The organism is Scandinavium sp., assembly GCF_032012665.1.
Classification (GTDB): Bacteria; Pseudomonadota; Gammaproteobacteria; order Enterobacterales; family Enterobacteriaceae; genus Scandinavium.
Genome location: NZ_DALZVG010000005.1, coordinates 160,160 through 178,878 on the forward strand (window position 1 = coordinate 160,160; position 18,719 = coordinate 178,878).

An 18,719-nucleotide genomic window follows, 5' to 3' on the forward strand; every position below is an offset into this window, starting at 1 on the left:
AGGTAAAAGAATAATGGCTATCGAAATCAACGTACCGGACATCGGGGCTGATGAAGTTGAAATCACCGAGATTCTGGTCAAAGTGGGCGACAAAGTTGAAGCAGAACAGTCGCTGATCACCGTAGAAGGCGACAAAGCCTCTATGGAAGTCCCGTCTCCGCAGGCTGGCGTCGTGAAAGAGATCAAGGTCTCTGTCGGCGACAAAACCGAGACCGGCAAACTGATTATGATTTTCGATTCCGCCGACGGTGCAGCAGCTGCTGCACCTGCGCAGGAAGAGAAGAAAGAAGCCGCTCCGGCCGCCGCTGCTCCAGCAGCTGCCGCAGCAGCGAAAGACGTGAACGTGCCTGACATCGGCGGTGACGAAGTTGAAGTCACCGAGATCATGGTGAAAGTGGGCGACACCGTTGCCGCTGAACAATCCCTGATCACCGTAGAAGGCGACAAAGCTTCTATGGAAGTGCCAGCACCGTTCGCGGGCGTGGTGAAAGAGATCAAAATCAGCACCGGTGACAAAGTGTCTACTGGCTCCCTGATCATGGTCTTCGAAGTAGCGGGCGCGGCACCGGCTCAGGCTGCTGCTCCGACAGCGGCGGCTGCACCAGCGGCTTCCGGCGCTAAAGAAGTGAACGTACCGGACATCGGCGGTGACGAAGTTGAAGTGACCGAAGTGATGGTGAAAGTGGGCGACAAAGTTGCCGCTGAGCAGTCACTGATCACCGTAGAAGGCGACAAAGCTTCTATGGAGGTTCCGGCACCGTTCGCGGGCACCGTTAAAGAAATCAAAATCAGCACCGGCGACAAAGTGAAAACCGGCTCCCTGATTATGGTGTTTGAAGTGGAAGGCGCTGCGCCTGCCGCGGCTCCGGCTGCTGCACCAGCGGCTGCCGCTCCGGCACCGACTCAGTCTGCACCTGCCGCAGCACCAGCTGCGAAAGCGGAAGGCAAATCTGAGTTTGCTGAGAACGACGCTTACGTTCACGCGACTCCGCTGATTCGCCGTCTGGCGCGCGAATTCGGCGTTAACCTGGCGAAAGTAAAAGGCTCCGGTCGTAAAGGCCGCATCCTGCGCGAAGACGTTCAGGCTTACGTGAAAGACGCAGTGAAACGCGCTGAATCTGCACCAGCTGCTACCGGCGGCGGTCTGCCAGGCATGCTGCCATGGCCGAAAGTGGACTTCAGCAAGTTTGGCGAAATCGAAGAAGTGGAAATGGGCCGTATCCAGAAAATTTCTGGCGCGAACCTGAGCCGTAACTGGGTGATGATCCCGCACGTTACGCACTTCGACAAAACCGATATCACCGATCTGGAAGCGTTCCGTAAGCAGCAGAACGAAGAAGCCGCGAAGCGCAAGCTGGACGTGAAATTCACTCCAGTGGTCTTCATCATGAAAGCCGTTGCCGCAGCGCTTGAGCAGATGCCTCGCTTCAACAGCTCCCTGTCCGAAGACGGCCAGAAGCTGACGCTGAAAAAATACATCAACATCGGCGTGGCGGTAGATACGCCAAACGGTCTGGTGGTTCCGGTGTTCAAAGATGTGAACAAGAAGAGCATCACCGAACTGTCCCGCGAACTGATGGCTATCTCCAAAAAAGCTCGCGACGGCAAGCTGACCGCTGGCGAAATGCAAGGCGGATGCTTCACCATCTCCAGCCTGGGCGGTATCGGGACAACGCACTTCGCGCCAATCGTCAACGCGCCGGAAGTGGCTATCCTCGGTGTTTCCAAGTCCGCGATGGAGCCAGTGTGGAACGGGAAAGAGTTCACGCCGCGTCTGATGATGCCGATGTCTCTCTCCTTCGACCACCGCGTGATCGACGGGGCTGATGGTGCGCGTTTCATCACCATCATCAACAACATGTTGAGCGACATTCGCCGTCTGGTGATGTAAGCGAAAAGCCGGCCAGTCGGCCGGCTTTTTTCTGGTAATCTCTCCTGGCTTTATGGGGTTATTGGAACAACGTCAAATCGTGAGCCGTTTGTTGTTTCAAAATTGTTAACAATTTTGTAAAATACGGGCGGATAGAACGTCCCGGTGGATGATGGGCGATAAGACCAGGGACCGCCGGATAAAAAATCATAGAGGTCATGATGAGTACTGAAATCAAAACCCAGGTCGTGGTACTTGGGGCAGGCCCGGCAGGCTACTCCGCTGCCTTCCGTTGCGCTGATTTAGGTCTGGAAACCGTCATCGTCGAACGTTACAGCACCCTCGGTGGTGTTTGTCTGAACGTCGGCTGTATCCCTTCTAAAGCGCTGCTGCACGTAGCCAAAGTTATCGAAGAAGCCAAAGCGCTGGCGGAGCACGGTATCGTCTTCGGTGAGCCGAAAACCGATATCGACAAGATTCGTACCTGGAAAGAGAAAGTGATCACTCAGCTGACCGGTGGTCTGGCGGGTATGGCGAAAGGCCGTAAGGTGAAAGTGGTCAACGGTCTGGGTAAATTCACCGGGGCGAACACCCTGGAAGTGGAAGGCGAGAACGGTAAAACCGTGATCAACTTCGACAATGCAATCATCGCGGCGGGTTCCCGTCCGATCGAACTGCCGTTCATTCCACATGAAGATCCACGCGTGTGGGATTCCACCGATGCGCTGGAGCTGAAAACCGTTCCAAAACGTCTGCTGGTGATGGGCGGCGGTATCATCGGTCTGGAAATGGGTACCGTATATCACGCACTGGGTTCAGACATCGACGTGGTTGAAATGTTCGACCAGGTTATCCCGGCTGCCGACAAAGACGTGGTGAAAGTCTTCACCAAGCGCATCAGCAAGAAATTCAACCTGATGCTGGAAACCAAAGTGACCGCCGTTGAAGCGAAAGAAGACGGTATCTACGTTTCCATGGAAGGCAAAAAAGCCCCTGCCGAAGCGCAGCGTTATGACGCAGTGCTGGTGGCAATCGGTCGTGTACCGAACGGTAAAAACCTCGACGCGGGCAAAGCTGGCGTGGAAGTGGACGACCGTGGCTTCATCCGCGTTGACAAGCAGCTGCGTACTAACGTGCCGCACATCTTTGCTATCGGCGATATCGTCGGCCAGCCGATGCTGGCGCACAAAGGTGTTCACGAAGGTCACGTTGCCGCTGAAGTTATCGCCGGCATGAAGCACTACTTCGATCCGAAAGTGATCCCATCTATCGCGTATACCGAGCCAGAAGTTGCCTGGGTTGGCCTGACCGAGAAAGAAGCGAAAGAGAAAGGCATCAGCTACGAAACCGCCACCTTCCCGTGGGCTGCTTCTGGTCGTGCTATCGCTTCCGACTGCGCAGACGGCATGACCAAGCTTATCTTCGACAAAGAGACTCACCGTGTTATCGGTGGTGCGATTGTCGGTACCAACGGCGGCGAGCTGCTGGGTGAAATCGGTCTGGCTATCGAAATGGGCTGTGATGCAGAAGACATCGCACTGACCATCCACGCTCACCCGACTCTGCACGAGTCAGTGGGCCTGGCTGCAGAAGTGTTCGAAGGCAGCATCACCGACCTGCCAAACCCGAAAGCGAAGAAGAAATAAGTTTTCGGGATGTAAGAAGCGGCCTCAGGGCCGCTTTTTTTATCTCTGCTGCAAGCTTGCCTGGGATAAGCGGAGCGGTAACTTACTTATTTAAAAACATTTCTGCATAAATATTTGCGAACATCTCGTCATTACTCTGAAAATAGTCACGCACTAAACTTATAGCGTAAAAACTATTAATGAGGTGCATCATGAAAACATTTCTGACTACCGCAGTACTCGCCACTACGCTGATTTCTGGCTTCGCGCTTGCCGACGACCCGGTGATCCCATGGGCAGACAACAGCGGCGGTAGCGAATGCGTCGATGGACGCGAAGTTCTCTACCGGCCAGCTTAGCGTAGAGAAGAGAAACGTCAGCGACTCGCGAATCGAGGCGTCGTCGTCAATGATGTAGATAGTGTTGTCCATGTCTGATTACCTCTCCCGAATAAACCACAGGTTGATTTCCGCGCCGCCGTCTGGCCTGTTCCCCAGCTGCAGGCTGCCGTTCATGCGCGTCATCAGCGATTCACAAAGCGTGAGTCCCAGCCCCAGCCCGCCTTCTCGCTCCGTGTAGAGCGGCATCAGAGCGAGCTTCAGCGCCTCCGGGCTGAATCCCGGACCGCCATCGGTGAGCGTGACGCGAACCCGATCGCCTTCCGCCTCGCTGGTAATGTGGACCCAGCCTTTTCCGCGCGAAAGCTGTGCCTGAATCGCGTTGTTGAGTAAATTGTGCAGCACCTGTTCAAGCCACAGGTGGTCTGCCCGGATCTCGAGCGCCTGGAAGGCGTGGGTGATGCGGATAAGTTTTGTGCCAGGCTCGTGCTCCAGCAAATTGCCGACGCGCAGCCAGCTTTGCGGCAGGTTCACCGCTGTGAGCGTCACGTCCTCCTGGCTCAGGTGGGCGCGAAAGCGGGTCAGTAGCTCGCTGATTCTCTGGGTCTGCGTGAGGGCCGAGCGCATTGCGTGCCTGACTTCTTCTGATTTCCCGTTATCGAGCTGACGCATGCCGCCCTGCAGCCACATCTGCGTGGCCGTCAGCGGCTGGTTGATTTCATGCACGACGCCCGCGGCCATTTCGCCGAGCGTGTTCAGCCGGGCATGCTGATAATAATCGGCCCGCTGGCGGTCAGATTGCTGCTGCTTGCGCCCCCACAGCGTGAGCATCAGCAGGCAGACAATAACTCCCCAGCCGAGGGCGATAAGCAGATGGGGTAGCCAGGCGACGGCAAACCACTGCGGCGTGGCGCTCGCCTGCAGGGTAAAGGGCTGAAAGTGCTGCTGAAACTGCCGCGTCCAGTGCCAACGCTCCTGTTGCAGCGCTGATGGTGTTGTCATGCTGAGACGCACGGTTGAAAAATGTGAAGCTGAGTACAGGAAAGGGGCAAGGTTGATACGTACCCGAATCTGGCGGTAAGGATTGTACAGCCAGTAGCTTGTCGGTGAGAGCTTCTCCACGCGCGGCGCATTCAGAGGGAGGGCGATGGTTTTCTCCAGCGCCTGGATTTGCGGGAACTTTTGTTGCAGTCGCGCCAGATTGTCATCACCACTGAGAACAGGAATGACCGACTCATTCTGAGTTAGTGCGGTATTGATGGTACTAAACAACGAGGTGAAGGCGCGGTCAAACTGCCAGTACTGGCGGCGGATCTGTTCGGCGTAGAGCAGGGCGCAGCACAACAGGCTGACGACCAGCCAGGTCGCCAGGCCACGCAGAAGAAACGCGCGTTTTGTTGTCATCCTGCACTCACCCTTTTACTGTCCACAAGCGTGCCAGTATCACAGAGTGAGGGGGCGCTCGTCAGCAGGAAAGTTTATGAAGAGGGAGGATGAGAGGGTTGCCAGCAGCAATCCGGCACCGCAAAGCAGTGCGAGATAAGGTGCGTAACCAGGTGAGATTATTGTGTCCAGAATGTAGGTTTGAAATGGCTTTATGCTGTCCTTAACGATTCAGCAAAATTTTAATGTTGCTTTTTTGTAAACAGATTAACACCCCCCGGAAATCCTGCTATGCTGCCCGACGCGGTATCGGGCATGTACCCTACAAACTGCTGTCTCACAGGAGCGTGAAGAGAACGCCGGCCGCATATGACAATGAGAGCGAGGAGAACCGTCGTGCTAGAAGAATACCGTAAGCACGTAGCTGAGCGTGCCGCCGAGGGGATTGTTGCAAAACCGTTAGATGCAACCCAAATGGCCGCACTGGTTGAGCTGCTGAAAGCACCGCCTGCGGGCGAAGAAGAATTCCTGTTAGACCTGTTAATTAACCGTGTACCGCCGGGCGTAGACGAAGCCGCCTACGTGAAAGCCGGATTCCTTGCCGCTGTCGCCAAAGGCGACGCCACCTCCCCACTGGTTACCCCTGAAAAAGCTATCGAACTGCTGGGTACCATGCAGGGGGGCTACAATATTCATCCGCTGATTGACGCGCTGGATAACGAGAAGCTGGCACCGATTGCCGCCAAAGCGCTGTCCCATACCCTGCTGATGTTTGACAACTTCTATGATGTGGAAGAGAAAGCCAAAGCGGGCAACGCCTACGCGAAGCAGGTGATGCAGTCCTGGGCCGATGCTGAGTGGTTCCTGAACCGTCCAGCGCTTGCTGAAAAAATGACCGTCACCGTCTTCAAAGTCACCGGCGAAACTAACACTGATGACCTCTCCCCGGCGCCGGATGCGTGGTCTCGTCCTGATATCCCTCTGCACGCGCTGGCAATGTTGAAAAACGCCCGCGAAGGCATTGAGCCGGATCAGCCGGGCGTTGTTGGCCCAATCAAACAGATCGAAGCGCTGCAGAAAAAAGGCTTCCCTCTGGCGTATGTGGGCGACGTGGTTGGCACCGGTTCTTCGCGTAAATCTGCCACTAACTCCGTGCTGTGGTTCATGGGCGATGATATTCCGCACGTGCCGAACAAGCGCGGCGGCGGCCTGTGCCTGGGCGGGAAAATTGCACCCATCTTCTTTAACACCATGGAAGATGCGGGCGCACTGCCAATTGAAGTGGACGTGAACAACCTGAACATGGGCGACGTCATTGACGTCTATCCGTTCAAAGGCGAAGTACGTAACCACGAAACCAATGAGCTGCTGGCAAGCTTTGAGCTGAAAACCGACGTGCTGATCGACGAAGTGCGCGCCGGTGGCCGTATTCCGCTGATTATCGGCCGTGGCCTGACGACCAAAGCGCGTGAAGCGCTGGGCCTGCCGCACAGCGATGTTTTCCGTCAGGCGAAAGACGTGGCAGAAAGCAGCCGCGGCTTCTCTCTGGCTCAGAAAATGGTTGGTCGCGCCTGCGGCGTGGCGGGTATCCGTCCGGGTGCCTACTGTGAGCCGAAGATGACCTCCGTGGGTTCTCAGGACACCACCGGCCCAATGACCCGTGATGAACTGAAAGACCTGGCCTGCCTGGGCTTCTCTTCTGATCTGGTGATGCAGTCCTTCTGCCATACTGCGGCGTATCCGAAGCCGGTTGACGTAACCACGCATCATACGTTGCCTGATTTCATCATGAACCGCGGCGGTGTTTCTCTGCGTCCTGGCGATGGCGTCATCCACTCCTGGCTGAACCGTATGCTGCTGCCGGATACCGTTGGCACCGGCGGTGATTCCCATACCCGTTTCCCAATCGGCATCTCCTTCCCGGCGGGGTCTGGCCTGGTGGCGTTTGCCGCTGCGACTGGCGTGATGCCGCTCGATATGCCGGAATCCGTGCTGGTGCGCTTCAAAGGCAAAATGCAGCCGGGCATCACCCTGCGCGATCTGGTTCACGCCATTCCGCTGTACGCCATTAAGCAGGGTCTGCTGACCGTTGAGAAGAAAGGTAAGAAGAACATCTTCTCCGGCCGCATTCTGGAAATTGAAGGTCTGCCGGATCTGAAAGTTGAGCAGGCGTTCGAACTGACTGATGCGTCCGCCGAGCGTTCTGCTGCGGGCTGTACCATCAAGCTGAATCAGGCGCCGATTGAAGAGTACCTGAACTCTAACATCGTGCTGCTGAAGTGGATGATTGCTGAAGGCTACGGCGACCGCCGCACGCTGGAGCGCCGTATCCAGGGCATGGAAAAATGGCTGGCGGATCCGCAGCTGCTGGAAGCCGACGCTGACGCCGAGTATGCGGCGGTGATCGACATCGATCTGGCGGATATCAAAGAGCCAATCCTTTGTGCGCCGAACGATCCGGACGACGCGCGTCTGCTGTCTGACGTGCAGGGCGACAAGATCGACGAAGTGTTCATCGGTTCCTGCATGACCAACATTGGCCACTTCCGTGCCGCCGGTAAACTGCTGGATACGCACAAAGGCCAGCTGCCGACGCGTCTGTGGGTGGCTCCGCCAACCCGTATGGATGCGGCACAGCTGACGGAAGAGGGCTACTACAGCGTCTTCGGTAAGAGCGGTGCGCGTATTGAGATCCCGGGCTGCTCCCTGTGCATGGGTAACCAGGCTCGTGTGGCAGACGGTGCGACGGTGGTGTCCACTTCAACCCGTAACTTCCCGAACCGTCTCGGTACTGGCGCGAACGTCTACCTCGCTTCTGCGGAGCTGGCGGCCGTTGCGGCGCTGATTGGCAAACTGCCAACGCCGGAAGAGTACCAGACGTTTGTGGCGCAGGTTGATAAAACCGCAGCTGACACCTACCGCTATCTGAATTTCGACCAGCTCTCTCAGTACACCGAGAAAGCCGACGGCGTGATTTTCCAGACGGCTGTATAAACTGCAAAACCGTCTCTATGGAGACGGTTTTAAGTGTTTGCACCCTCTCCCTGTGAGAGAGGGCTGGGGTGAGGGCATCAGGCCGCACATCTCCTTTTTTGCCGGGTGGCAGCGTGCTTACCCGGCCTACAAAACCCCGAACCTGTCATTCGGGGTTTTTATTTTCCACTCCTGACACCCGTCCCGCTTTTTTTCTCTCCGCCAACTGCGATAATTACGGCAATGGCTTTGCAGAGGAAAACACCATGGATTACGAATTTCTGCGCGACATCACCGGGGTGGTGAAAGTGCGTATGTCGATGGGCCACGAAGCGGTTGGGCACTGGTTTAACGAAGAAGTAAGAGAGAACCTCTCACTGCTCGATGAAGTGGAAGCGGCGGCGCAGACGGTAAAGGGCACCGAAAACTCATGGCAGCGCTCGGGCCACGAATACACGGTCTGGATGGACGGCGAAGAAGTGATGGTTCGCGCCAATCAGCTGGAGTTTTCCGGTGATGAAATGGAAGAGGGCATGAGCTATTACGACGAGGAAAGCCTGTCAATGTGCGGCGTGGAGGACTTCCTTCAGGTTGTAACGGCGTACCGCGCCTTTATGCAGCAGAAGTAACCTGGCGGGAGCTTCCCTGCTCCCCGAAAACTTATACGGCCGGAATATTGCGGCCGTAGTAAATCTCACGCATCTCTTTCCACAGCAGGTCAGCGATGGCCTGGCGTTCGGCTTCGCTTAAATCTTCCGGCCGGGTGTGGAACATGTAGTGCTTCAGGTCGAATTCCTTAAGTAACATCTTGGTGTGGAAGATGTTTTCCTGATAGACGTTCACATCCATCATGTCATACAGCGCTTTCATGTCGTCCGACATAAAATTTTGAATGGAGTTAATTTCGTGGTCGATAAAGTGCTTCATACCGTTCACATCGCGGGTAAAGCCACGCACGCGGTAGTCGACGGTCACGATATCGGACTCCAGCTGGTGGATAAGATAGTTCAGCGCGTTGAGCGGAGAAATCACCCCGCAGGTCGAGACTTCAATATCGGCGCGGAAGGTACACAGGCCGCCTTCCGGATGACTCTCCGGATAGGTGTGTACGCAGATATGGCTTTTATCGAGATGGGCGACCACCGCTTCCGGCAGCGGACCGGGGTGCTCGGAAGGATCGATAAGTTTGGGGTCAACCGGCTCTTCGCTCACCAGAATGGTGACGCTTGCGCCCTGCGGCTCGTAATCCTGGCGCGCGATGTTGAGAATATTCGCGCCGATAATCGAACAGGTTTCTGACAGGATCTCCGTCAGACGGTTGGCATTGTAGAGTTCATCGATATAGGCGATGTAGCCATCGCGCTCTTCTGCCGTTTTCACGTAGCAGATATCGTAAATACAAAAACTCAGGCTTTTGGTCAGGTTGTTAAAGCCGTGCAGCTTAAGCTTTTTCAATTGGGTTCACCTCCTGCGTTGCAGAGAGCGCGTTCTGCAGGTATTGCGGGAGCGCAAAGGCCGCGGTGTGAATAGCCGGGTTGTAGTAGCGGCAGATCAGTCCGGCCTGGTGGAAGCGTGCCTGAATGATTTCGGCCGAGAGGTGGCGCAGTGCTTCGTTATCCGTCGCCCAGGCGAAGGTCATGATGCCGCCGTAATAGGTCGGGATAGCCGCCTGATAGAAGCTTACATCGCCAAAGTAGTGGCTGAGCTTGCGATGGCTGTCGAGCGCTTCATCCTGCTGCAGGAAGCAAACCCCGTTCTGTGCGACGAAAATGCCGCCAGGATTCAGGCAGCGTTTGCAGCCCTCATAAAATGCTGAGGTGAACAGGCTTTCGCCTGGACCAATCGGATCGGTACAGTCGGAGATGATCACATCAAACGTTTGCGTTGTCTGGCTGACAAAATTAACGCCGTCGTCGATAACCAACGTGAAGCGCGGATCGTCGTAGCTGCCCGCGCTGTGGTTGGGCAGATACTGGCGGCAGAATGACACCACGCCCGCATCGATTTCCACCATCGTGATGGTTTCAATGCTCTTATGACGGCTGACTTCGCGCAGCATCGCGCCGTCGCCGCCGCCGATGATCAGCACGTGTTTTGCGTGGCCGTGAGCCAGCAGGGGAACGTGGGTCATCATCTCGTGGTAGATAAACTCATCGCGCTCGGTGGTTTGCACCACGCCGTCGAGTGCCATCACGCGGCCAAAGGCGGCGTTCTCAAAGATGATGAGATCCTGGTGATCCGTTTTCTCGTGATAGAGCACGTTTTCAACGGCAAAGTACTGACCAAACTGGTCGTGCAGCGTTTCATGCCACACCTTGTTATCGGCCATGGGCTGAACCCTCCTTCGTTAACACCCCTTTAAAATGGGCGCAACATCATAGCTAACAATGACCGGCGATGCACGGTCGTTATTTCAGCAGAAGGTCTTACTTGACGTAGGCGAGAAGGCTCAGGGAATCGCGAGCCAGCGCTTTGCATTTTTTGGAGGTGGGAATGCGAATGCCGCTCAAATCACGGTAGCTGTCTTCCCCGAGCGCTTTCATGTTAAAGGTGTCGTAGTTGCTGAGATCCCACTGATTTTGCTGGGCAAAAAAGACCAAAGCTCGGCGAATCTGCTGGTTCGGCAAATTCTGGTAACCACAGTCGTTTTTCAGAAAGACAAATACCGCCGTCAGATCGGCCATATCTTCGGCCTCGGATTCGCTCAGTGCGTAGCTGTTAGAGGAAAGAGCAAGCAGCGATCCAAGTACCACAATTCTGAATAACGTCTTCATTTTAGTTACCAATGCATCCACGAAATTCAACGTTAGCACACTTCTTAGAGGTGCGCAGGGCTTTATTAAAGGGATTATGCTTGACCTTCCGGTAAGGGAAAGGTTTAAGCTCAATTAATCACCAGTCGTCGAAAAGGGAGTGCAGATGCAACGTCGTGAATTTATCAAATTAGCTACCGCCGTGGGGGTCGCCAGCGCCTTACCGTTATGGAGTCGTGGCGTGCTGGCCGCCGATCGCCCGGCCTTACCTGTCCCCAATTTGTTAACCGCGGATTCCCGGAGCCGTATCGCGTTGACGGTGCAAAGCGGTAAAACGCAGTTTGGCCCGCATAACGCTGCAACCTGGGGCTATAACGGCAATTTGCTTGGTCCGGCATTGCAGCTGCAACAAGGGAAAGCGGTTACCGTCGATATTCACAATCAGCTCTCTGAAGAGACAACTGTGCACTGGCACGGTCTGGATATTCCGGGTGAGGTCGACGGCGGTCCGCAGGGGGTCATTAAACCCGGCGCTACGCGTACCGTGACGTTCACCCCTACGCAACAGGCCGCAACCTGCTGGTTCCATCCTCACCAGCACGGGAAAACCGGACACCAGGTAGCGATGGGGCTGGCAGGTCTGGTATTAATCGAAGACCCGCAGATCCACAAGCTGCTGCTGCCTAAGCAGTGGGGCATCGACGATGTGCCGGTCATTATTCAGGACAAGCGGTTTAGCGCCGACGGCGAAATCGATTATCAGCTGGATGTGATGAGCGCAGCGGTAGGCTGGTTTGGCGATACGCTGCTGACCAATGGCGCGATTTATCCGCAGCATGCGGTACCCAAAGGCTGGCTACGCTTACGCCTGCTGAACGGCTGTAACGCGCGTTCTCTGAATCTGGCAGCCAGCGATAACCGTCCGCTGTACGTGATTGCCAGCGACGGTGGCTTGCTCGCTGAGCCCGTTAAAGTGACCGAGTTGCCGATGCTGATGGGTGAACGCTTCGAAGTGCTGGTGGATACCAGCGATGGCAAAGCGTTTGACCTCGTTATGCTGCCAGTCAATCAGATGGGCATGGCGGTGGCGCCGTTTGATAAAGCGCATCCGGTTATGCGTATTCAGCCGCTGGCGATCCCGGGTTCCGCTGAGCTCCCTGATTCGCTGGCTAGCCTGCCGGTACTGCCTTCCCTCGATGGCTTAACGCAGCGTAAGTTTCAGCTCTCCATGGACCCCATGCTCGACATGATGGGCATGCAGGCGCTGATGAAAAAATACGGCAAGCAGGCGATGGGCGGCATGGACCACGGCAGCATGGGCCACGGCGACATGAAGATGGGCAATATGGATCACGGCAGCATGGGCCATATGAATCACGGCGGCAAAGGCTTTGATTTCCATAATGCCAATATGATCAACGGTCAGGCCTTCGATATGAATCAGCCGATGTTTGCCGCCAGCCGCGGACAGTTCGAACGCTGGACGATTTCAGGCGAGGGCGACATGATGCTGCATCCGTTCCATATCCACGGCACGCAGTTCCGTATTTTATCCGAGAACGGCAAGCCGCCAGCCGCGCATCGTGCAGGATGGAAGGATACGGTCAGGGTGGAAGGCGCCGTCAGCGAAGTGTTGGTGAAGTTTGACCACGAAGCCGCGAAAGAGCACATGTATATGGCGCACTGCCACCTGCTCGAGCACGAAGATACCGGGATGATGCTGGGCTTTACGGTATAAAAAAATGCCGGGTGCGGCTTTCGCCTTACCCGGCCTACGATTTGATTCCCTCTCCCTTGAGGGAGAGAGGGAGGGGGAGAAGCAGACTGTGCGGCCTGATGCCCTCACCCCCAACCCCTCTCCCACGTGGAGAGGGGAGCAAACATTAAAAACGGCAACCGAGGTTGCCGTTTTGATTTTACCTTGCCACCGGGCATTTCAGTTACTTAGCGTCGTCCGGCAAAGCATAAGCCACGATATAGTCGCCCATCTTCGTGCCAAACGAACCATGACCACCTGCGGAGATGACTACGTACTGTTTGCCGTTCACTTCATACGTCATCGGCGTTGCCTGGCCACCGGCAGGCAGACGACCTTCCCACAGCTTGTCGCCGTTGGTCATGTTGTAAGCACGCAGGTAGTTATCCGCAGTTGCCGCTACAAACAGTACGTTGCCGGCAGTGGAAATCGGGCCACCCAGCATTGGCATCCCCAGATTGAACGGTAGCTTAAACGGCATCGGGAACGGCAGGCTGTCCTGCGGCGTACCGATACGTTTTTTCCAGGCAATCTGGTTGGTTTTCAGATCCAGCGCGGAGATATAACCCCAGCCCGGCTGTTTACACGGCAGGCCAAACGGTGACAGGAACGGGTTCAGCGTCACGCCATACGGCACGCCGTACTGTGGCTGAATGCCGGTTTCAGTACCTGAACCTTTGGCGTCTTTCGGCGGCTCAATTGGGTTACCCGGGCCGCGTGGGATCAGGCGTGATACGAACGGCAGGGCAATCGGGTTGGCAATCGCCACCTGACGGTTCGGATCGACAGAAATCCCGCCCCATTCGAACATCCCCAGGTTACCCGGGAACACCAGCGTGCCTTGCTCAGACGGTGGCGTGAAGATGCCCTCGTAGCGCAGTTGATGGAACATCACGCGGCACACCAGCTGGTCAAACATGGTGGCACCCCACATGTCTGCCCCGGTCAGATCTTTCTTCGGACGGAAGCTCAGATCGGAGAACGGTTGAGTCGGGCTCAGACGGTCGCCTTTGGCTGCACCCTGCGGTACCGGTTTTTCAGGAGCAGGTACCACCAACTGACCGTTACGGCGATCCAGCACGAAGATGTTACCGGTTTTCGCCGGTGCGTAGACCACCGGCACGGTTTTACCGTCAACGGTGATGTCCGCCAGCGTCGGCTGGGCAGGCTGGTCCATGTCCCACAGATCGTGATGAACGCTCTGATAGCTCCAGGCCAGTTTCCCGGTGGTTGCATTCAGCGCCACAATCGAGCTGGCATAGCGTTCCTGTTCTGGTGTGCGGTTGCCGCCCCAGATATCCGGTGTGGTGACGCCCATTGGCAGATACACCAGATCCAGCTTCGCGTCATAGGCGGCAGGCGCCCAGGAGTTCGGCGAGTTCAGGCTGAACTTGTGTTCGTCATTTGGAATGGCATTCGGATCTTTTGCGCCCGGATCGAAGGCCCACAGCAGCTTACCGGTGTTGACGTCGAAGCCGCGAATGACGCCAGATGCTTCACGCGTGGAGAAGTTATCCGTCACGGAACCGGCAATCACGATGATTTTGTCGGTCACAATCGGCGGTGATGTCGGCTCGTACATGCCCGGCGTGGTCACTGGCTGATTAGTTTGCAGGTTCAGCACGCCTTTGTTGCCGAAGGTTTCGCACAGCTTGCCGGTATCGGCATTCAGTGCAAACAGACGACCATCGTTCACCGGCAGCAGGATGCGGCGCGGGCAGTCGGCGACGACGTCAGCAGGCGCGCTGTCTGCTTTGGCTTCGTGATAAGACACGCCGCGGCAGGTCACGTGCTGGAAGAAGGTGTTGGTGTTGAGCTGCGGATCGAAGTGCCATTTCTCTTTGCCGGTCGCGGCATCAAGCGCGAACAGACGCTGGTGCGCGGAGCAGAGATAGAGCATGTTGCCAACTTTAATTGGTGTGACTTCGTTGGTGATTTCACCCGGATCGTTCGGCTGCTTAAGGTCACCGGTGCGGAAGACCCAGGCCTCTTTCAGCTGATGAACGTTATCGGCGTTGATCTGCTTGAGCGGCGACCAGCGCTGACCTTCCTGGTTACGGCCATACGCTGGCCAGTCCTGATCGGCAACCTGGGAAATCGGAGCCGCTGGCGTCACTTCCGTGCTCAGCGTGCCGTTGATTTCCTGCGGGTCGTGGAAGCCTGCCCAGGTCAGAATCCCTGCGCTGACTAACAGCACCACCACCAGCGCGGCAACCGCTCCGGATGAAGGTACAATCAGACGACGCCAGACGAACGGCAGGATAAGCCAGATGCCGAAGAAGACGAGGATATCGCTGCGCGGCGTCAGCGCCCAGAAGTCGAAGCCGACTTCCCAGACGCCCCAAATCATGGTCGCCAGCAGCACCAGCGCATACAGCCACAGCGCCGCGCGCTTGCCGCGCCACAGCATAGCGGTGACGGCCAGCATCACAATCCCGGCAATGGGGTAATACCAGGAGCCGCCCAGCGAGACGAGCCAGACTCCGCCAATTAACAGATACAGCCCACAGAAGGCTGCAAACAGCGCCGTCAGCTTCACCAGAAGCCCGGTCTGTTGTGGTTTTGTTTCTGCCATAGAAAGCACACCTATAAGTCGTTAATTTTTTAATAGCAACTAAGTATAGGATTTAACAAGTGTGATCGGAATCACAAATCTTGCTTTCTCATCTCATGCACCCGAAAAAGTGTTTTACTGGTATACTGCGTGGCTTGCCGATCAACGGCGCGTGCTGAGGTACGCGTGGTTGAGAGATTTATCTCTGAAATCAGATGGTTAGTTAAATGAAACATACTGTTGAAGTGATGATCCCGGAAGCGGAGATCAAAGCGCGAATCGCCGAATTGGGCCGTCAAATTACCGAACATTATCAGGACAGCGGCAGCGACATGGTGCTGGTTGGCCTGCTGCGCGGCTCATTCATGTTTATGGCAGACCTGTGCCGTGAAGTGCACGTCTCCCACGAAGTCGATTTTATGACGGCGTCCAGCTACGGCAGCGGTATGTCGACCACCCGTGATGTGAAAATCCTGAAAGATCTGGATGAAGACATTCGCGGCAAAGACGTGCTGATCGTCGAAGACATCATCGACTCCGGCAATACGCTCTCTAAAGTGCGCGAAATCCTGAGCCTGCGTGAGCCTAAATCACTGGCGATTTGTACGCTGCTGGATAAACCGACCCGCCGTGAAGTTGAGGTGCCGGTTGAGTTTGTTGGCTTCTCGATTCCGGATGAATTTGTTGTGGGTTACGGGATTGACTACGCACAGCGCTATCGCCATCTGCCGTATGTCGGCAAAGTGGTGCTGCTGGACGAGTAAATTGGGCAGGGTGCGGCTTGATGCCCTCTCCCCAACCCTCTCCCACGGGAGAGGGTGCAAACATAAAAAAACGGCGCCTTATTAGCGCCGTTTTGCATTTACCCCCGCCACCCGGCTTTTTTACAGATGTTATTTGTGATTGACGTGGCGAGTGTGCAGGTTGGAGATGCCTTTGCGGTAACCCTGTTCCAGGCTTTCGCGGTTGGTGGCGGTCACGTCGAGATCGCGAAGCAGCCCATCATGGATGCCATACGCCCAGCCGTGAATCGTCACTTTCTGCCCGCGTTTCCACGCTGACTGCATAATCGTTGAATGACCGAGGTTATAAACCTGCTCCATCACGTTCAGCTCGCAGAGCGTGTCCATGCGCCGCTCCTGGGGCATTTCGCCGAGCAGTGAGCTGTGCTTAAACCAGATGTCACGGATGTGCAGTAGCCAGTTGTTGATAAGGCCCATCTCCGGGTTTTCAACCGCCGCCTGCACGCCACCGCAGCCGTAGTGACCACAGATGATGATGTGTTCGACTTCCAGGACGTCCACCGCATACTGCACGACGGAGAGGCAATTTAAATCAGTGTGAACCACCAGGTTGGCCACGTTGCGGTGAACAAAGAGCTCGCCCGGCTCCAGGCCGGTCAGGCGTTCTGCCGGAACGCGACTGTCAGAGCAGCCAATCCATAGAAAACGCGGTTTCTGTGCCTGAGACAGTTTCTCAAAAAAACCGGGATCCTCTTCCACCAGCATTTTTGACCATAGTGCATTATTGCTGATGAGTGTATCTATGTCGTTCATGGAGGCTAATGACCTGTAACCCTGTAAGTGCGTTGCGCTAATATAGGTCAACTGGGCTTTATTTAAAACCACACTTCGATTTCAAGATTTTAAAAAGAGAAAATGAATGACCATTGCACTTGAATTGAAACAGCTGAAGAAGACCTATCCGGGCGGCGTTCAGGCGCTGCGCGGTATCGACCTGACGGTCGAGGCAGGGGATTTTTATGCCCTGCTCGGGCCCAACGGCGCGGGGAAATCCACCACTATCGGCATTATCAGCTCGCTGGTGAATAAAACCTCCGGTCAGGTAAACGTCTTCGGCTATGACCTTGAAAAAGACGTTGTGAACGCTAAGCGTCAGCTCGGGCTGGTGCCACAGGAGTTCAACTTCAACCCGTTTGAAACCGTCCAGCAGATTGTGGTGAACCAGGCGGGCTACTACGGCGTAGAGCGCAAAGAGGCGATTGCCCGTAGCGAAAAATACCTGAAGCAGCTCGATCTGTGGGAAAAGCGTAACGAACGTGCGCGCATGTTATCCGGTGGGATGAAGCGCCGTCTGATGATCGCTCGTGCGCTGATGCATGAGCCAAAGCTGTTAATTCTGGATGAACCAACCGCAGGCGTGGATATCGAGCTGCGCCGTTCGATGTGGGGCTTCCTGAAGGATCTCAACGATAAAGGCACCACCATTATTCTGACCACCCACTATCTGGAAGAAGCTGAAATGCTGTGCCGTAATATTGGCATTATTCAGCACGGTGAACTGGTGGAAAACACCTCGATGAAAAATCTGCTGTCGAAGCTGAAGTCAGAGACGTTCATTCTCGATCTGGCGGCGAAAAGCCCGCTGCCGAAGCTTGAAGGTTATCAGTATCGTCTGGTTGATACCTCGACGCTGGAGGTGGAAGTGCTGCGCGAGCAGGGGATTAACAGCGTTTTTGCGCAGCTGAGCGAGCAGGGCGTGCAGGTATTAAGTATGCGTAACAAAGCCAACCGTCTGGAAGAGCTGTTCGTGACGCTGGTACACAGTAAGACAGGAGAGCAGGCATGATGCAGCTGTATTGGGTGGCGCTGAAGAGTATCTGGGCCAAAGAGATCAACCGCTTTATGCGGATCTGGGTTCAGACGCTGGTGCCGCCGGTCATCACCATGACCCTCTATTTCATTATTTTTGGTAACCTGATCGGCTCACGCATCGGTGATATGCATGGTTTTACCTACATGCAGTTCATTGTGCCAGGTCTGATCATGATGGCGGTGATCACCAACGCCTATGCCAACGTGGCCTCATCCTTCTTCAGCGCCAAGTTCCAGCGCAACATTGAAGAACTGTTGGTGGCCCCGGTGCCGACGCACGTGGTTATTGCCGGTTACGTCGGCGGCGGCGTGGCGCGCGGGCTGTGCGTGGGGATTCTGGTGACGGCGATTTCGCTGTTCTTCGTGCCGTTCCAGGTTCACTCCTGGCTGTTTGTCGGCCTCACGCTGCTGCTGACGGCGATCCTGTTCTCGCTGGCGGGTCTGCTGAATGCAGTCTTTGCCAAAACGTTTGATGATATCAGCCTGATCCCGACCTTCGTGCTGACGCCGCTGACCTACCTCGGTGGGGTGTTCTACTCGCTGACGCTGCTGCCGCCGTTCTGGCAGGCGCTGTCGCACCTGAACCCAATTGTCTACATGATAAGCGGCTTCCGCTTCGGCTTCCTCGGCATCAGCGATGTGCCGCTGTTTACCACCGTGGCCGTGCTGGTGGTGTTCATCATCGCGTTTTACGCGCTGTGCTGGTATCTGATTCAGCGTGGACGTGGCCTGCGCAGCTGATCTGCTTCTAACCGGGCAGAGTATTGCTGCCCGGTTAACCCAAACTTGATCGATCGCACCCCTCCTCAACCTTCACTCCGCTAAACTACTCGTCTGCTAAGGAGATGAGCA

General features: G+C 55.8%; 14 protein-coding genes and 1 pseudogene. 9 read left to right on the forward strand and 6 right to left on the reverse strand.

Annotated features, from left to right (window positions below):
- Positions 1-13: 13 nt before the first annotated feature.
- The 3 genes and pseudogenes from aceF to RTU33_RS06745 form a co-directional block, all read left to right on the forward strand.
- On the forward strand, positions 14-1,891 hold the full coding sequence (gene aceF / locus RTU33_RS06735; protein WP_312626167.1) for a pyruvate dehydrogenase complex dihydrolipoyllysine-residue acetyltransferase: 1,878 nt from the start codon (positions 14-16) through the stop codon (positions 1,889-1,891).
- Between the two features lie 200 nt (positions 1,892-2,091).
- Positions 2,092-3,516 (forward strand): dihydrolipoyl dehydrogenase, encoded by a 1,425-nt coding sequence (gene lpdA, locus RTU33_RS06740; RefSeq protein WP_312626279.1) that lies wholly within the window; start codon positions 2,092-2,094, stop codon positions 3,514-3,516.
- Between the two features lie 191 nt (positions 3,517-3,707).
- Positions 3,708-3,815: pseudogene (locus RTU33_RS06745) on the forward strand (hypothetical protein); the annotation flags it as partial.
- A 117-nt stretch (positions 3,816-3,932) separates the two neighbouring features.
- Here the strand turns inward: RTU33_RS06745 and RTU33_RS06750 are convergent.
- Positions 3,933-5,237 (reverse strand): ATP-binding protein, encoded by a 1,305-nt coding sequence (locus RTU33_RS06750; RefSeq protein ID WP_312626168.1) that lies wholly within the window; start codon positions 5,235-5,237, stop codon positions 3,933-3,935.
- A gap of 375 nt (positions 5,238-5,612) precedes the next feature.
- On the opposite strand from RTU33_RS06750, the gene acnB reads away from it, so the two are divergent.
- Together acnB and yacL are read left to right on the forward strand one after the other, a co-directional pair.
- Positions 5,613-8,210: a bifunctional aconitate hydratase 2/2-methylisocitrate dehydratase gene (gene acnB / locus RTU33_RS06755; RefSeq protein ID WP_312626169.1), complete on the forward strand. Its 2,598-nt coding sequence runs from the start codon at positions 5,613-5,615 to the stop codon at positions 8,208-8,210.
- Between the two features lie 245 nt (positions 8,211-8,455).
- The gene (yacL, locus tag RTU33_RS06760; protein ID WP_312626170.1) at positions 8,456-8,818 is read left to right on the forward strand and encodes a protein YacL; all 363 of its coding nucleotides are present in this window, start codon (positions 8,456-8,458) and stop codon (positions 8,816-8,818) included.
- Positions 8,819-8,849: 31 nt separating this feature from the next.
- Here the strand turns inward: yacL and speD are convergent, their stop codons facing one another.
- From speD to RTU33_RS06775, 3 genes are all read right to left on the reverse strand, one after another.
- Positions 8,850-9,644, reverse strand: a complete 795-nt coding sequence (gene speD / locus RTU33_RS06765; protein ID WP_312626171.1) for an adenosylmethionine decarboxylase — start codon at positions 9,642-9,644, stop codon at positions 8,850-8,852.
- Entirely contained in the window at positions 9,631-10,518 is an 888-nt protein-coding gene (gene speE / locus RTU33_RS06770; protein ID WP_312626172.1) for a polyamine aminopropyltransferase, read from the reverse strand. Before speE ends, speD begins: the two co-directional genes overlap by 14 nt.
- A gap of 97 nt (positions 10,519-10,615) precedes the next feature.
- Positions 10,616-10,963, reverse strand: a complete 348-nt coding sequence (locus RTU33_RS06775) for a YacC family pilotin-like protein (RefSeq protein WP_312626173.1) — start codon at positions 10,961-10,963, stop codon at positions 10,616-10,618.
- A 145-nt stretch (positions 10,964-11,108) separates the two neighbouring features.
- Here RTU33_RS06775 and cueO point away from each other — a divergent pair, with 145 nt between their 5' ends.
- A complete protein-coding gene (gene cueO / locus RTU33_RS06780; protein ID WP_312626174.1) occupies positions 11,109-12,680 on the forward strand; it encodes a multicopper oxidase CueO in 1,572 nt (523 codons plus the stop codon).
- A 202-nt stretch (positions 12,681-12,882) separates the two neighbouring features.
- Here the strand turns inward: cueO and RTU33_RS06785 are convergent, their stop codons facing one another.
- Positions 12,883-15,273, reverse strand: coding sequence for a glucose/quinate/shikimate family membrane-bound PQQ-dependent dehydrogenase (locus RTU33_RS06785; protein ID WP_312626175.1), 2,391 nt, complete (start codon positions 15,271-15,273; stop codon positions 12,883-12,885).
- A gap of 206 nt (positions 15,274-15,479) precedes the next feature.
- Between RTU33_RS06785 and hpt the strand changes: the two genes are divergently transcribed.
- A complete protein-coding gene (gene hpt / locus RTU33_RS06790) occupies positions 15,480-16,016 on the forward strand; it encodes a hypoxanthine phosphoribosyltransferase (protein WP_312626176.1) in 537 nt (178 codons plus the stop codon).
- 129 nt (positions 16,017-16,145) lie between these two features.
- Here hpt and can read toward each other — a convergent pair whose 3' ends face one another.
- Positions 16,146-16,808, reverse strand: a complete 663-nt coding sequence (gene can / locus RTU33_RS06795) for a carbonate dehydratase (RefSeq protein WP_312626177.1) — start codon at positions 16,806-16,808, stop codon at positions 16,146-16,148.
- A gap of 106 nt (positions 16,809-16,914) precedes the next feature.
- Here can and RTU33_RS06800 point away from each other — a divergent pair, with 106 nt between their 5' ends.
- Together RTU33_RS06800 and RTU33_RS06805 are read left to right on the forward strand one after the other, a co-directional pair.
- Positions 16,915-17,841 (forward strand): ABC transporter ATP-binding protein, encoded by a 927-nt coding sequence (locus RTU33_RS06800; protein ID WP_312626178.1) that lies wholly within the window; start codon positions 16,915-16,917, stop codon positions 17,839-17,841.
- The gene (locus tag RTU33_RS06805) at positions 17,838-18,608 is read left to right on the forward strand and encodes an ABC transporter permease (protein WP_312626179.1); all 771 of its coding nucleotides are present in this window, start codon (positions 17,838-17,840) and stop codon (positions 18,606-18,608) included. The genes RTU33_RS06800 and RTU33_RS06805 overlap by 4 nt, the downstream gene beginning before the upstream one ends.
- Positions 18,609-18,719 lie beyond the last annotated feature (111 nt).